This window comes from Marinomonas sp. PE14-40, from assembly GCF_051623805.1.
In the GTDB taxonomy this organism is placed as follows: domain Bacteria; phylum Pseudomonadota; class Gammaproteobacteria; order Pseudomonadales; family Marinomonadaceae; genus Marinomonas.
Genome location: NZ_CP130700.1, coordinates 4,295,916 through 4,311,460 on the forward strand (window position 1 = coordinate 4,295,916; position 15,545 = coordinate 4,311,460).

Below are 15,545 nucleotides of genomic sequence, written 5' to 3' on the forward strand. Positions count from 1 at the left end.
CGCTCAAGCCTCTTAAAGTAATGAAATGGCGAACGGTTTTTCGACCACTGGTGTTGGTTAGGTGAGGCATGTGCGCTCTCCGATAAATGAGCTTGTCAAAGCCCTGAAAACAGGGCTTATCAAAGTGAAAGAGTAAAGATAGTGAGGGATTAAAAGCGTACGTTATACTTTTTAGTCAACCAGTTACGGACCCACTCTTTATCTGCGTCTGAGATAGAAAGAGCTGTGTTAAAGGCGCTGGTAGCGTCACCATAAATCGCTTGCGGGTAAAGGCCTAAAACCTTTTCAGAACGGCTCTTAAACTCGTCTGATTCAACGGTTTTAGCAATGGCATTCTGCCAAGTTTCAATCACTTCTTCTGAGGTGCCTTTAGGTAAGAAAATCCCTTTTTGAGCGGCAAAGCCTGCGACAAAGAAAGCTTTCCAAACTTTAAAGTCAGTACCAGAAGGGGCTTCACCATGAATCATTTCATAGACTTCAGCAAAGTGAGGTAGGTCTGGGAAAGTTGGGTCTCTTTGCAAGCTACCATCTTCAGCCAAAATACCCCAAGTCATGATAGGTATCGCTTTGCCTTCTTTAACCAAAGGTGTCACTTTTTTCAGGTAAGCGGCACTGGTTTGGTAATCGATATTGACTTCACCACGTTCAAAAGCGAGACGACCTGCGCCACGACCTTTCATGCCAAAGATCGCTTTAACATCTATGTCTAACATGTCTAAAGCAAGTAGTGGGACTAGGTCTAACGAGGTTGCGCCTTGGCTACCATACTTAAGTTCTTGATTGCGTAATTTCACTAGGTCTTGCGCTGAATTAATACCCAGTTCAGCGTTTACATAGAAAACACCGCCTGTTGGTGTGGCAAGTACTGCATGCCAGTCTTGATATTCATATTTAACGCGACGATCGCCTAATAGATAAGGGAATTGAGTTGAACCTGAGGTGCCTAGTACGTTAAGGCCGTTGTTTTTAGCGCGACGTTGGAATTGGTTGGCGCCTTTGGTAGAGCCACCACCAGGGATGTTTTTCACCACGACTACAGGTTCACCCGGTAGGTTTTTTGAGATCATAGGTGCATAGAAACGCGCCCAAGTATCTGAACCACCCCCTTCTTTGAAAGGGACAATCCATTCAACACGTTTGCCACTAAAGTCGGTTGCTTGGGCTGGCATAGAAAGGGTGGCAAGCACGATACTTGCACTAGTGATGATGCCTTGCATCAACTTTGTTACTGAGCTCTTTTTATGATAATTCATGGTTAGCCTCATAATTATTTTTGTATTAAGGGTGACCACTTAGGTGGTCGGGTTGCTGCTATATAACCACCTTAAAAAGGCAAGCTGTCACCAAGCTGTCTTGATAGGGTGTTTTTTAAAATTGGAAAATAAGCCCAGAAATTAACCGACTTGAAGTGTGAGTGGTGTCCATACTTTGCTCGGTACGTAGAGTTCACCACGAAACAAGCGTCTTGCAGTGCGGACTAACCCTGCTTGGTGGATTTGAGACGTCTCTTGATTAAGTGTCATATTTAACGCGATAGTGATCTTGCCACTTGGATGTTCGATAATGATTTGCTTATTTTTTTGGGCGTTTTGGCTTGGTAAGTTAGGCAAAATTAGATCGTCAGCCACAGTGCCAGGGATAGCGCTGCAAACACTAACGCAAATAGCGCCTGTAGCAGAGTGACTGGCATGGCAGTTATGGGGGACAAAATATCGAGAGGTAATATTGCCTCCCTGTTGTGGCGCACTTAATAGGCCCACTTTGGGAATGACTTGATTAGCTACGTCTCCCAAGCCCATTTTTTCGCCTGCGATTAAGCGAATTGCTTCGATACGGGTAAGTAGATTTTTATCATTATCTAGCGTCTGTTTTGACTCATTGCCTTTAATGCCTAGACTTGTCGCAGGGATAAGTACCATAGGCATAGCGGCATCAATGCAACTGACTTCTGTTCCTAGAATCGTGTCTTTTAATTGGCCCGTTGGAAATAGTTTGCCCGTTTTAGTCCCTGCTACATTCAAAAAGTTGAGCATGACGGGCGCAGCACTGCCCTCAACACCATCAATTTGGGTTTCACCCTCATAATTGACAAAACCATTGGGGGTTTGCACCAGCACATGGATGAAAGAGTTGGTGTTGAGGTTGCGTACTCTGACTAAGGTTTCCCCTAGTTGAGCACGAACTAAACCTGACTCTATGGCAAAAGGAGCTGCACCAGAGAGAATGTTGCCACAAGATGGCGCCGTATCTACGGACATATCATCGATAGAGACTTGTGCAAACAAATAATCAATATCTGCGTCTGGACTATCTGAAACCGAAATGATCGCCGCTTTGCTGGTCAAGCTGGTGGCACCACCAATGCCGTCAATTTGTTGGCCAGTACAAGATCCCATTGCAGATAATAAAACCTGTTTTTGTGTCTCCCAATCCCTAGGTAAATCATTCGCTAAAAAATAAGGTCCTCGTGACGTACCGCCACGCATCATGGTACAGGGAATGGATGTTTGCATGAGACCACCTCGAACTATTGTTTAGATTTTCTAAATCAAAATCTTACTTTCAATTTAGCTGTTGCTGATGTGGGCTAAAGTAACGTGGAGGGTTTTGACTGACAAACGATAAGAATTAGATGTTTGAGATAGAAAAACTAAATCGAATTTTTTAAAAATATAAAACAAGTAAATTTATTTATAAAAATTATAAAGAAAACTTGTTTTATAAGTTGTTGTTTTTAATTGTTAAAATGTTTTTTGTTTATTGCTTGTATATTGTTTTCTGATTGGTTTTTAGAGGTTTGATTTAGTAAAATTAAAAATTATACTTTTCGATTTTTAAGCATAAAAACCTAACAAAAAATTAATTAGTATTCTTAAATTATAAGTTGGTAATAGAATAACTAAACTGAAAAATTGGAAAACACGATGAAACGCTTACCTCCTTTAAAAGCGATGCAGGCATTTGAAGCGGCTGGACGGCATCAAAGTCTTAAAAAAGCAGCCGATGAGCTATGTGTCACCACAGGTGCAATTAGTCAGCAAATTAAGTTGTTGGAAGCGCATTTAGACGTTGAGTTGTTTAAGCGCTTAAATAAATCTGTGCGCTTAACAGAAGCGGGTCGAGCCTGCCTGCCTTTGATAGAGCAGGGGTTTGAATTGTTAGGCGACGCTGCGGCAAAAGCGCAAGCTTATAGTGAACAAAAGCTCATTACCATCAGTGTGGCGCCTTCGTTTGGCGCGAAATGGTTATTACCTCGATTAGAGCAGTTTAGGCGTAAACACCCTGATATTGATTTACGTATTGATGCCTCAACTCGACTAATCGATTTTGCCCATGATGATGTGGATATTTCAATCCGTTATGGCGCGATCAAAGAAAAGGGCATGCATGTTGAAGCACTTTCCCATGAAGAGCTGTTTCCTGTCTGTAGCCCTCATTTGATGACCCAATGTGCCAGTTTAGAAGCTCTAAGTGATTATCCTTTATTGCATCTTGAACGGCGTTCTGCGGACAAATCTTTTCCCGGTTGGGCCGAATGGATTGAAGAGAATGGGCTAAATAAAGACGCCTTTAAACATGGACCAAGATTCAGTATGTCGAGCATGGTATTACAAGCCGCAATTGATGGGCAAGGAGTAGCGATGGCCAGCAGTGTTCTGGCGGCGGATGACTTAAAAACAGGGCGTTTAATTCGACTTTTTCCGCAATCTTTGAGAGCTAAATATAACTACCACCTAATATGCACTAAGAGCCTGTCTCAAAGAGCCGATGTGGTGAAGTTTATTGACTGGATTAAGCAAGAAATCTTAGCTTAGCGTGGGCTTAGAGCCTACATAAGATGGCTAAATACCGACCTTTAAAAACGAGCTCATATAGTTTTCAAAGCTGTCAGCAAGCTGTCACGGAAAAAACTTATTTATCTTAACAGACCTATTAGTGACTGCTAATATTTTGAGTATTCAGTAATACTTTTTATTGAAGATAGGTCTAGGATGGATGTGACTACAAAGAGGATCTGCATAAGTATCACTTAGGTAGCAATATATGAGAATACTGGTTGTCGAAGACGATGATGTATTAGGTGAAGCCATTAATCAGCGTATTTTAAAGCAAGGTCATGGGGTAGATCTTGTGACCAGTGGCGCTGATGCAAATGACATTTTAAGGCATCAAGAATATGACCTTGTGATATTGGATTTGAATTTACCAGGCATGAATGGTGAGCAAGTATTAAATAAACTCAGAATCAGAAAAACCATAACTCCTGTGCTTATTTTAACGGCCAGAGATGAGGTTAAAGATAGGATTCAGTTACTTGACCTAGGAGCGGATGACTACCTGACTAAACCTTTTGATTTTGGTGAATTTGACGCTAGGTGTCGTGCTTTATTAAGGCGGCAACAAGGGCAAGCGCATGACCTTATCCAATATGGCAATTTAAGCTTAGATAGAAAAGCCTGTAGTGTGTATGTGGATCAGGTATTAGTCGATTTAAAGCAAAGAGAGTTTCGTTTATTAGAGGTCTTTTTAACTCACCCCGGTTGGGTACTTAGTAAGGATGATTTGATCGATCACCTTTATAATTTTGATGAACCTCCCAGCCCTAATGCGATTGAACTCTATGTGGCAAGATTAAGGAAAAAGTTACAAAAGAGTCAGGTGGAAATCCGTACCCTAAGAGGGCTAGGCTATATATTGGAAGCCTTGGATGATTAGCCGTTCTGGCAGATCCATTCGTGGACAATTAGTTCTAATGACATTGCTACTCTTGTGCATTGCGAGCTTTATAACGTTCTTTTTAGCTAATAGTTATGGCAAACGCTCTGCTCAAATTTCTTACGACAGACTGCTTACCAGTGCGGCAATACAAGTTGCTGAAAACATCAGTATGAAGGAAGGCAATATTACTGTAGATCTACCTTGGTCTGCTTTTGAAATATTATCGTCAGCACCAAATGATAGAGTTTTTTATCAGATAAAAGACAAAACAGGGCAAAAAATAACAGGTTATGATGGTTTGCCAACCAGTAAGGAAAAGCGGCAAAGAGCTAACTTTGATGCCCCCCAGCATAAGCCTGATTCTTACTTTTTTGATGCGAGTTATGATGGTGAGCCAGTTAGGTTTCTTATTTATAAAAAACGTCTGACGGAAGCTAACTATTCTGGTGATGTCAGTATTCAAATTGGGCAGACAGTGATTGCCCGAGAAGCCTTAGCGAATGAAATTAGTTGGCGTGGCATTCAGCTCGTCTTTCCCTTTATTTCTGTCGGTTTTATTTTGGTGATGCTAGGTATTTGGCAATTACTTAAACCCATTAATAAACTAAACCGTACGCTCTCTTCACGTACAGGTTTTGATCTGTCGAAAATTGATTTACCCGTGCCGACTGAACTTGAGCAGTTAGTGCAAAGTATTAATCATTTTATGGGGCAGTTAGAGAATAACTTGAATCATCTGCAACGCTTTACTAGTGAAGCGGCCCATCAGTTAAGGACACCATTAGCAGGGTTAAAATCCCAAGCACAAAATGCACTTTCTGAAGAGGATGAGGGTGCTAGGCACAAGCAGCTATTACGTGTAATTGAGTCATGCGATATGCTGAATCACACTGTGACTCAGCTATTGATGCAGGCAACTTTATCGCATCGCTTTCAAAGCCAACAATTAACCCAAATTGACCTTATTAAGATCACAAAATCTGTCTGTAAGCATGTAGTTGTTTCGGCGTTACAGCAAGAAGTTGAAATTGCTTTTGAAGGAGAGACGTCGTTTGCCAAGGGTAACCCTGCTTACATCTTAGGAGATGAATTCGCACTGGAGCAAATGCTGAGAAATATTCTAGAAAATGCGATTAAATACAGCCCAGCTCATTCAGTTGTTGTGGTAAGTCTTGCCAAACTTGATTCCAGCTCAACGTCTAAGATTGCCTTGTCTGTACAAGATAAAGGTATTGGGATACCTGATAGTGAAAAGCCTCATGTATTTGAGCGCTTCTATCGTAGTGCCAATAATCCTCGATCAGGTACTGGTTTAGGTTTAGCGATTGCTAAAGAAGTGGTTGATCATCATGGGGCATCTTTAGCGCTAATTGATAATGCGCCCACAGGTCTTATTGTGAACATAAGCTTTGAATTACTGGAATCTTAATATGATAAAGTTTTTATCTGCTTTTATCCTCTTAATGATAAGTTTCTCTGTGCTGGCCAATAAGCAAGAAAATGCCTTGAATGAGAGCGCTAGTAAGCTGATTTTAAAAGTAAAAGGTGCCGCTGATACACCAGAAATAACGCCTTTGTTTAACGCTTTTATGGCCCGCTTTCCGAATATTATTGTGCAATATGAAGAGCTAGGTTCACGTGAGTTATACCAAGACTTTCTAGCTGGCGAATTGGCTGATGCGGATGTCATTACAAGCTCCGCCATGGACCTACAAATCAAGTTAGTTAACGATGGCCATGCGCAAACCTATCGTTCTGAGCAAACTCGCAGCTTACCTGAATGGGCGAATTGGCGTGATGAGATTTTTGGTTTTACTTATGAACCAGCGGTGATTGCTTATAATCATGATTTTATTTCTCGCAACTCCAGTATTATAGCTCCGAGTCTTCAAAGCCGAGCACAAATGCTGGAATACATTCGACAAAATTCGCATAGATTAAAAGGCTTAATTGGTACTTTTGATATTGGAAAAGTCGGCATTGGCTATCTTTTATGGGCGCATGATAGCCAGCAATCAAGCAGTTATGGGCGGGTATTAGAGTCTTTTGGTATTCACGATGTTCGTCTTTTTCCAAGTAGCGCTGCTATGCTGAAAGCCTTGGCAGATGGAGAGATAGCAATCGCCTATAACTTGTTAGGATCTTATGCTAAATCTTGGGCTAAAACCTACCCTCAAATTAAGTTTGTCCTTCCAAAAGACTACACTGTGGCGATTATGCGTACGGCTTTTATTCCGAAAACGGCACCGAATGCGAAGCTGGCTAAAATGTTTTTAGATTTCTTATTATCACAGCAAGGGCAGCAAGTACTTGCTCAACAATCTAACTTATTTCCCATCAATGCCAAGGTCAGGAAAGACTACTTAAATACCTCATTTGATCTATCGGATACGGGCAATACTAGGCCTATTGCATTAGGGTTAAAGCTCTTGGTTTTAACGGATGAAATGAAGCGAAAAATCATTTTAGATGAATGGTCTCAAGCCTTAATTAAACCTGAGAAGGGCTCTCCTTTAGAATAAAGTAGAGCCCTTTTAGAATGAAACGGTGAAATGAAATCGTTAGATTAAACGTTTACGGATATTCACTACCACAATTTCTGCAATGATCACGACCACAAAGATAGAGAGTAATGCGACAGCCACTCGTTGCCATTCAAACAGATTCATAGAGTCACTTAATACCACACCGATACCGCCAGCACCGACCAAGCCTAAGACCGCTGATTCACGTACGTTAATGTCCCAACGAAATAGCACGATGCTGAAAAAAGATGGCAGGATTTGTGGCCAATATCCTTTTAGTAGTACGGATGCCCAAGAGGCGCCAGTAGCTCTCAACGCTTCAATCGGCCCCATGTTTACCTCTTCGATGGCTTCACCTAATAGCTTGCCGACAAAACCAACAGATCGAAACGCAATCGCGAGCACGCCGGCGATAACCCCCGGCCCAAAGATAGAGACAAACAAGAGTGCCCAAACCAGTGAGTTTACGGAACGGGATGAGACTAAGAAGAACTTAGCGATCCAGTGCACCCAAGGCGATGCCACAATATTGCTGGCATTCATCAAGGCTAACGGCAAAGCAAAAATCAAGGTAACTAACGTACCCAAGGTGGCGATGTTAAGGGTTTCTATCATGGCGTCATGAACGGACACAGGATAGTAAGCAAAATCAATAGGCCACATACGGCTGAACATGTCTGCCATTTGTTCTGGTGCATCAAAGAAGAACTCAGGGATGACCTCGACCGATTGAATCGATTGCACCATAGCCATGATAAGCACTAGGTAAACCGCATAACGGGACAGCTTTTGCTTTAGGGTAAAACGCTGCCAGTGATGATTCATTGTATTCATTTAATTGGCTCCTAAAGGCTTATCTAAAGATGTTTCTGACTATGTTAGACAGAAACTCGCCTAGCATGATCAAGGCAATAATGGTGATTAAGATGGCAGCAACAAAGTCATAGTCAAAGCGCTGGAACGCAGAGAATAAGGTGCCACCAAGACCGCCTGCACCTACGATTCCCACCATGGTGGAGTTACGTAGATTAGAGTCCAACTGATACACAGAAAAACCGATGAAACGGGAGAAAACTTGTGGCATCACAGAGAAAAGAATGACACTCACAAAGCCTGCGCCAGTGGCACGAATCGCTTCTACTTGCTTGAGTGAAATCTCTTCGATGGCCTCGGCAAACAGCTTAGCGATAAAGCCAATAGAGGCTACGATCAGAGTGAGTATGCCTGCTAGAGCACCAAAGCCGACACTTTTCACAAAGAGAATAGCGATGATTACAGGGTGAAACGTACGACACAAGGCAATGAAGCCTCGCATAGGCACACTGACCCAGTTTGGCATCAAGTTGCGGGCTGCAAAGAGACCAAAAAATAGTGACAGTACTATGCCTGAGACACTGGCGATAACCGCAATTTCTAAGCTTTCTGCTAAGCCGCTTAATAATAGTTCCCAGCGATCAAAGTTTGGCGGGAACATACGATCTAAAAGTTTATCCGCATGGCCTAAACCCTGAACGAATCTATCCCATGTGAGGCCCATGGCATTGAAAGAATAAACCAGATAGACACCAACAAGCGCCCAAATACCGGTGCTTACCCAGTTACGCTTAAAGGGATTCTCATACTCTTTGGAGGTGCTTAGTCCAGCCATGATTCACCTCCATAAATTTGTTTAAGGTGTTCATCTGTGATGCCTTCTGGAGAGCCGTCATATACGACCACACCATTACTCATGCCTATCATGCGTTTAGCAAAACGGCTGGCGAGTTTAACGTCGTGAATATTGACCAGAGCAGGGATGTTCTTCTCTTCTGAGAAACGTTCTAGCAGCTCCATGATCTCAACCGCCGTTTTCGGGTCAAGGGAAGAAGTGGGCTCGTCGGCTAATAGCACACGTGGATTTTGCATAACGGCGCGAGCGATGCCAACACGCTGGCGCTGACCGCCAGATAAACTGTCTGCACGCTTATTGGCATGTTCGCTAAGACCAACCGCTGCGAGTAGTTCAAATGCGCCATTAATGTCCTCTTGGCTAAATTTACGACGCCAAGCCTGCCACGCACTCATATAACCAAGGCGGCCGGTTAATACGTTTTCAATCACGGTTAAACGTTCAACCAGATTATATTCTTGGAACACCATGCCGACTTGGCGGCGTAGTTTACGTAATTCGCCCCCTTTAGCTTGGCTAAGGTCTGCATTATCAAACAAGATGGCCCCAGCTGTTGGGTCAATTAAACGGTTGATACAACGTAATAAGGTACTTTTCCCTGTGCCTGATGGACCGATAATGGCGACAATGCCGGGTTCGCTGATGTTAATGTCGATGCCCTTTAAAATCGGGTTACCTGGCACGTATTCTTTCTGTAATCCTTTGATTTCAAGGAAGTTGGAGCGATCAACCGCCGCGTGAGTTGAAGACATAATCTGTATCCTACAAGCAATAAGAGGTGCAAACGACCTGGTCTCCCAGGTCGCTGATGAGCTATTTCAATTAATTAAATGTGCGGTAAAACTGAGGTGGTTAATTTGGCAAGTTAGCCATTAACCATTGTTTTTAGCCGCTGCGGCAGCACGCTTTTTCGCGGCTTTCGCTGCGTCAGCTTCAGCCAAACGTTTTAGGCCTGTTTTGGTGTAAGCCGTGCCAGATGCGTGGGCAATGTCACGGATAACTTGCCAGTCAACTTTATAAGTAACTGGGTAGAAACGGTCTGCACCACCAAAGGTTTCTTGCATATCCGCAGGGAAACGGAATTCAGTAAAGGCTTTTTTGATTTTTGCTACTAGCTCTGGTTTTAAGTCATGAGCATAACCAAATGAAGAGGTAGGGAAACGCGGGCTGGTGTAGATGATACGAAAATCGTCTGCATCAATTCGTTCTGCTGCCACCATACGTTTAAATACGTCTGATGCGACAGGCGCGGCTTCATAGTCACCTGATAGTACGCCCATGATAGATTGGTCGTGTTTGCCTGAGTATTTCACCTTGTAGTCTTGATCAGGGGTAATACCTAATGCAGGGAAGATAGCACGAGGGGCTAAGTTACCAGAGTTAGAGGAAGCAGATGTATGTGCAACAACACGGCCTTTAAGATCAGACATTTTATAAATATCACTGTCTGAACGGGCAATAGTAATCAGGTTATACCCTTGGAAACCGTCTGCTGTGCCTTTTACTGCGATTGGCACTAAACCACCTAGGTTAACCGCATAGCCAGTTGGGCCTGTGGAGAAACCGGCAATGTGCAAACGACCAGAGCGAATGGCTTCAACTTCGGCCGCATTCGAGTGAACCGTGTAATAAACCACTTTTTTACCTGTGACATCACTTAGGTATTTTTGAAAGTCGCTAAAGGCATCCTTGTACACCGCTGGGTCTTCTACGGGTGTGTAGGTGAAAACCAAGGTGCTTGGATCACGCCATTTGCTAGGGTCTTTCGGTGTGTCGGCAACAAGGTCGTAGTTATCATCACAAAACTTGTCGTCTAATACGCCACGGTATTTACAGTCTTCTGCTTGTACAGCGCTGGCACCTAAGAATAACGAACTGGTTAAAAGTAAACCGGTAAGCAATTTGTTTGGCATCTCACTTTTCCTCATTAGATATTTTTATTTTTATCACCAATTGGGCAAGACCCTGATCGGGGATGAGTCAGCCCCACAATGTTGTGGATCTGACCCAGTTAGAGCAAAAGCAATACCAAGTCTAAAATATTGTTTAATTTCATGTGTTTACGATATTTTTAAAAATCTAAGTCACTACTTTGGGACGCTTTAGTCTCATTGTTTTTTGTTAAATGGGACACATGTGTCTTTTTTATTAAGCCCCTTTTATAAACCTTTTATGTCGCCTTAAAAACCTGCTTATCTAATTGGTGTTTCTTCATTTTTCGATAAAGGGTTTTACGAGAGAGATCTAATAATTCGGCCGCCTCATTAAGTTGACCACCCGATGCCCGTAAGCCTTGTTCTAGAATGCTGCGCTCAAATTGCTCCATGCGTTCCTCGTAACTGCCATTAGTGTCTTCATCACGTTTAAGGGTCGCGAGAGAGGTTTCTGTGATACCTAAAACAAATCTGTCCACGGCGTTTTTGAGTTCTCGTACATTGCCTGGCCACTCATGTTCCAATAAAAAGGCAAGATACTCTGGGGTAAGCTCAGGCAAAGGGCGATCGAATTGCTCGGCGGCTTTACGGGCATAATAGTGAAACAAAGGCAGTACATCTTCTGGCCTGTCTTTAAGTGGCGGTATGGTGAGGCTTGCCACATTGAGGCGATAAAAGAGGTCTTTTCTAAACTTCCCTTCTTCGCCTAATTGGGCAAGGTCATCTTTACTGGCGGCTATGACAGTGAGCTCAACGGGAATAGGCTGTGTACTGCCGACTCTTTCTATGGTCCTGTCTTGCAGCACCCTGAGAAGTTTTATTTGCACAGGCAGGGGCATGGTTTCGATTTCATCAAGAAACAGAGTGCCGCCATTGGCGGCTTCTATCTTGCCGATATGACGTTTATTGGCACCGGTAAAAGAGCCTGCTTCGTGACCAAAGAGCTCACTCTCAATCAAGCTTTCACTGATGCCACCACAGTTTATGGCGATGAACCGGCTTTCATGACGACGGCTAAACTGGTGTAACGCTCGGGCGACCACATCTTTACCACAGCCGGTATCCCCATAAATAATGGTGTCCACATTGGCTTGGGCGAGGGCTGTTACATGTTGGCGTATGCCTTTAATGGCAGCGGATTCACCAATAATAAAATTCTCTAGGCCTGTTTGATTAGCGAGGTTTTGTTTGAGGCTACGGTTCTCTAAAATGAGACGACGCTTCTCTATGGCTCTTTCTAATTGGCTAATCAGCTTAGCAGGTTGCAGCGGCTTTTCGAGAAAGTCATAAGCCCCTTCTTTCATGGCTTCGATAGCCATAGGAATATCACCGTGGCCACTCATCAAGAGAATGGGTAATTCAGGATCTAAGGTTTGGAGCTTGGCCAGCACACTCATACCATCCATCTTTGGCATTTTTACATCACAAAGCGCAACCACTGGGCTATTTTTATTGAGAGAATCTAATGCTTGTTGGGCATCTAAGAAGGTGTCTACCTGAAAGTCTTCTAGCTCTAAAAGCTCTGTCAGGGCTTCAATGATGGTTTGCTCATCATCTATGATAAGAATGCGAATCGCTTGTTTCATTTTGTGCTCGCTTTTTGTAAAACCAATGTGAAAGTACTGCCTTGTCCTTGGGTTGAGCTGACTCGGATTTGGCCACTAAAATCTTGAATGATGTTGTAACTAATAGAGAGGCCTAGTCCTAAACCTTGGCCCACTTCTTTTTGGGTGAAGAAGGGGTCAAATATTTGGTTTAGCTTATCGGATTCTATGCCAATGCCAGTGTCGCTGACACTGATAAATACCTGATTATCATCTTCTTTTACTGCTATTTTAATTTGCTTTAAAGGCGCACTGGATAAGGCGTCCACCGCATTACTAATGAGATTCACCAGAACTTGTTCGAGGCGAATAGGCTCGGCCAATACATTCAGATCTTTGACTTCATTTTGATACTCTAAACGGCTATTTTGTTCTCGAATTTGGTTCGACATTAGCTCTATGGCATCAAGAATAACGGGCTCTAATAACACAGGACTGAGTTCTGTACCTGCCTCACGGGCAAAGGCTTTAAGGTGGCGAGTAATGCCTGCGATTTTATCTAATAGCTGGCGCATCTTTTCGATATTGAGTCTGGCTTTATCTGGCTGGGCCTTATCTAAATGGCGTCCGGCTGTATGCAAATAGCTAGCAATCGCGGTTAAAGGTTGGTTAATTTCATGGGTGATCCCCACACTCAATTGACCAAGGGCGGCAAGCTTTCCTGCTTGGACTAGTTCATTTTGGGTGCTCTTTAATTGGACTTCGGCTGCTAGTCTTTCTTCAATTTCGGCGGCGAGTTTTTGGTTGGTTTTTTCCACTTCTATGGCGGTTTTTTGGAAGTATTGCAGGTCTCTGGCCATACCTGATACTTCGTCATTCCCCTTGATTAATATCTGGGTATCAAGCTTGGAACTGGCTATGGCGCGCATGTTTTTTTGTAGCTCAATAATGCGCTGTAACACATCTCGTCTCACGTAAAACCAAGAGATGGCACAGGCAACAGCAAGGCTGGCTAAGGAGAGCAAAAGAATGCTGCTAATACTGGCATTGATGGACTTAATCGCTCCTTCTAAAGAACCACGAATACTGGTATTGGTTTGATTGGTATATTGATTTATCTGCGCCGCTAATTGTTGGATATGCTGCTGGCTATTTTCCAGAAAGAAGCTCTGTTGATAGAGCAAATCTAGCTCTTCATTTTTCAATAAAAAGAGTTGTCCTTGGCGTGAACTCATTTCTAATAACTGGCTAAGAAGCTGACGTTTTAAACGGGGGATTTGTGGCAAAAAAGGCAGACGCGCACTGATTTCTCGGCCTAAATCTTCAAGCCGTAAAAAGGTGTAATCAAGGTCGTTAAAGGAGGCTTCGTTACTGACTTTTTCGATAAGGCCTGAAAAGTAATAAAGCCGTCTGATGACTTCTTCTAATTGCTCACTTTGCTCTAGACGATCGAACTCAACGATTAAATCTTGGAACAAGGGGAAGATGAGTTTGGATTGTTGAGTAAGTTTTTTACGTATGACTTCTCGTCGCTCAACACTCTGATTTAACAGGGTTAAGTTGTTCTGTATCTGGGTGATGAGCTCTAAAAAATAGCGGTTATAGTCAGGTAAATTACGCATCAAACCGTCCATATCTTGAATCGCAATGTTCAAAGTATCCATGGCTTGATTACGGCTGACATTCGAGTCACTGGTGACGATTAAAGGCGCGGTTGCGACGATTAAACGACTTTTATCATTAAGGCGCGCTGCGGCATCTAGACCAGGAATATCCTGATGCTTGAGTAACATTAGCCTATCGCTTAGTTGCAAATAGGTGTTTGTTGCCAGTCCACTAGAGACGATTGTGATGGAAGAAATCATCACAAAAGCCAAAAATAAGCGACTGCCAATCCCTAGCTGCGAGAGCCAGTAAAATCGTTTTATTGCCATTTCCAAATATCCTATTTTTATTGTTTTGGAAGAGCTTAGGTATTAAGTCAGTGTCAGCTGTTTACTAATGAGCCGTTTTGCTAATAAAGCTAATGAAAGAATGATGCCAAGTTTGAAGGGCCATATATCAGGCTTTTAGCTTATTAAAAGGACAAAAATGTCCCATAAAGGAACCTGCGAATAAGTCGCCTCTTCTCAGTCTGTTACTTTTTTGAAATGCCGAGTAGGTATAATTTAAAGACCCAAAGGGCGTGGCCTAAAAGCCCTATCTTTACGTTAAGGGCCTTATCAATAGAATGACTATTAAGTTTCGTCCCTCGCCATAAATCTAGGGGCTTTTATCCTCACGCTGAGGCGGGAGGACTTATTTGCAGCTTCCTAGCTAAATTACTTGATACTGGCTTAAGTTAAAAGCGTTTGCTGTTTGAGCTTCTGCTTAAACTCATGCACAGGTTTGCTTAAAAATGGAATAAGTAGATGGGGAATCTGTGCTTGTGAGAAGTAAACGCCAATTTATCAGGGGATAAATTGGCGAGGAATGGCTTATTTTGCGTTTTCTTGTTGTTCAACTAATAGGTCATGAATGGCTTGGCCCGCTTCTAAAATATGCTTTTTAAGCAGGGCGCAGGCGGCAACTTTATCGCGCTGACGACAAAGTGTGAGCAACTCACTGTGTTCTTGTTCTGCTTTATCAATGCGTGAAGTAAGCAATAGTTGTAGGCGAATATATCTGTCTGATTTTAAATTCAAGCTTTCGATAATTTCTTTGGCTTGAGGAAGATCAGCAGCCTTATAAAGGGCAGCATGTAACTGATAATTTAAATCGCTCCAGCTTTCTACTTGAGATCCCGTTTCTACTGCCGTTTCAAAGGCTTGTACTATCTTGTCTGCCGCATCAAAGTCGGCTTCTGTCATATTATCGATAGAGTGTTCTAGTACATGGCACTCTATCATGGCTCTTAATTGGAAGAGTTCGTGAATTTTAGCGGGTGAGAGTTCGGTTGCGATGGCGCCTTTATGAGGTTCGAAAGCCACTAAGCCTTGGGCTTCTAATTGTAATAGGGCTTCTCGAACAGGTATTCGGCTGACGTCGAATTCTTTGGCTAAGGCCTCCTGGCGTAATGCTTCTCCTGCCACGATTTCACCGGACAGAATTTTATTCCTTAATATGTCTGCAACCATTTGGGTTCGTGTTTTATAAACAGGCATAGAGTTTGTCA

General features: G+C 42.9%; 13 protein-coding genes. 4 read left to right on the top strand and 9 right to left on the bottom strand.

Annotated features, from left to right (window positions below; all coding sequences use genetic code 11):
• Positions 1 to 149: 149 nt before the first annotated feature.
• Together Q0A08_RS19750 and Q0A08_RS19755 are read right to left on the bottom strand one after the other, a co-directional pair.
• A complete protein-coding gene (locus Q0A08_RS19750) occupies positions 150 to 1,253 on the bottom strand; it encodes a Bug family tripartite tricarboxylate transporter substrate binding protein (protein ID WP_438463176.1) in 1,104 nt (367 codons plus the stop codon).
• Positions 1,254 to 1,394: 141 nt separating this feature from the next.
• Positions 1,395 to 2,513, bottom strand: a complete 1,119-nt coding sequence (locus Q0A08_RS19755; protein WP_438463177.1) for a 4-oxalomesaconate tautomerase — start codon at positions 2,511 to 2,513, stop codon at positions 1,395 to 1,397.
• 411 nt (positions 2,514 to 2,924) lie between these two features.
• On the opposite strand from Q0A08_RS19755, the gene gcvA reads away from it, so the two are divergent.
• From gcvA to Q0A08_RS19775, 4 genes are all read left to right on the top strand, one after another.
• A complete protein-coding gene (gene gcvA, locus Q0A08_RS19760) occupies positions 2,925 to 3,815 on the top strand; it encodes a transcriptional regulator GcvA (RefSeq protein ID WP_438463178.1) in 891 nt (296 codons plus the stop codon).
• Between the two features lie 229 nt (positions 3,816 to 4,044).
• Positions 4,045 to 4,716: a response regulator transcription factor gene (locus tag Q0A08_RS19765; protein WP_438463179.1), complete on the top strand. Its 672-nt coding sequence runs from the start codon at positions 4,045 to 4,047 to the stop codon at positions 4,714 to 4,716.
• Positions 4,709 to 6,148: a sensor histidine kinase gene (locus Q0A08_RS19770; protein WP_438463180.1), complete on the top strand. Its 1,440-nt coding sequence runs from the start codon at positions 4,709 to 4,711 to the stop codon at positions 6,146 to 6,148. Before Q0A08_RS19765 ends, Q0A08_RS19770 begins: the two co-directional genes overlap by 8 nt.
• Before the next feature lies 1 nt (position 6,149).
• Complete coding sequence (locus Q0A08_RS19775) at positions 6,150 to 7,241, top strand: ABC transporter substrate-binding protein (protein ID WP_438463181.1); 1,092 nt, start codon at positions 6,150 to 6,152, stop codon at positions 7,239 to 7,241.
• Between the two features lie 39 nt (positions 7,242 to 7,280).
• Here Q0A08_RS19775 and phnE (Q0A08_RS19780) read toward each other — a convergent pair whose 3' ends face one another.
• From phnE (Q0A08_RS19780) to Q0A08_RS19810, 7 genes are all read right to left on the bottom strand, one after another.
• A complete protein-coding gene (gene phnE, locus Q0A08_RS19780) occupies positions 7,281 to 8,078 on the bottom strand; it encodes a phosphonate ABC transporter, permease protein PhnE (RefSeq protein ID WP_438463182.1) in 798 nt (265 codons plus the stop codon).
• Positions 8,079 to 8,097: 19 nt separating this feature from the next.
• Positions 8,098 to 8,892 carry a phosphonate ABC transporter, permease protein PhnE gene (phnE, locus tag Q0A08_RS19785; protein ID WP_009832638.1) on the bottom strand — a complete coding sequence of 265 codons (795 nt, stop codon included), beginning with the start codon at positions 8,890 to 8,892 and terminating at the stop codon, positions 8,098 to 8,100.
• The gene (phnC, locus tag Q0A08_RS19790) at positions 8,880 to 9,665 is read right to left on the bottom strand and encodes a phosphonate ABC transporter ATP-binding protein (protein WP_438463183.1); all 786 of its coding nucleotides are present in this window, start codon (positions 9,663 to 9,665) and stop codon (positions 8,880 to 8,882) included. The genes phnE (Q0A08_RS19785) and phnC overlap by 13 nt, the downstream gene beginning before the upstream one ends.
• A gap of 120 nt (positions 9,666 to 9,785) precedes the next feature.
• Positions 9,786 to 10,826, bottom strand: a complete 1,041-nt coding sequence (gene phnD / locus Q0A08_RS19795; RefSeq protein WP_438463184.1) for a phosphate/phosphite/phosphonate ABC transporter substrate-binding protein — start codon at positions 10,824 to 10,826, stop codon at positions 9,786 to 9,788.
• A gap of 257 nt (positions 10,827 to 11,083) precedes the next feature.
• Positions 11,084 to 12,433: a sigma-54-dependent transcriptional regulator gene (locus tag Q0A08_RS19800; protein ID WP_438463185.1), complete on the bottom strand. Its 1,350-nt coding sequence runs from the start codon at positions 12,431 to 12,433 to the stop codon at positions 11,084 to 11,086.
• A complete protein-coding gene (locus Q0A08_RS19805; RefSeq protein ID WP_438463186.1) occupies positions 12,430 to 14,325 on the bottom strand; it encodes an ATP-binding protein in 1,896 nt (631 codons plus the stop codon). The genes Q0A08_RS19800 and Q0A08_RS19805 overlap by 4 nt, the downstream gene beginning before the upstream one ends.
• Positions 14,326 to 14,868: 543 nt before the next feature.
• Positions 14,869 to 15,534 carry a GntR family transcriptional regulator gene (locus Q0A08_RS19810; RefSeq protein ID WP_438463187.1) on the bottom strand — a complete coding sequence of 222 codons (666 nt, stop codon included), beginning with the start codon at positions 15,532 to 15,534 and terminating at the stop codon, positions 14,869 to 14,871.
• Between the last annotated feature and the right edge of the window lie 11 nt (positions 15,535 to 15,545).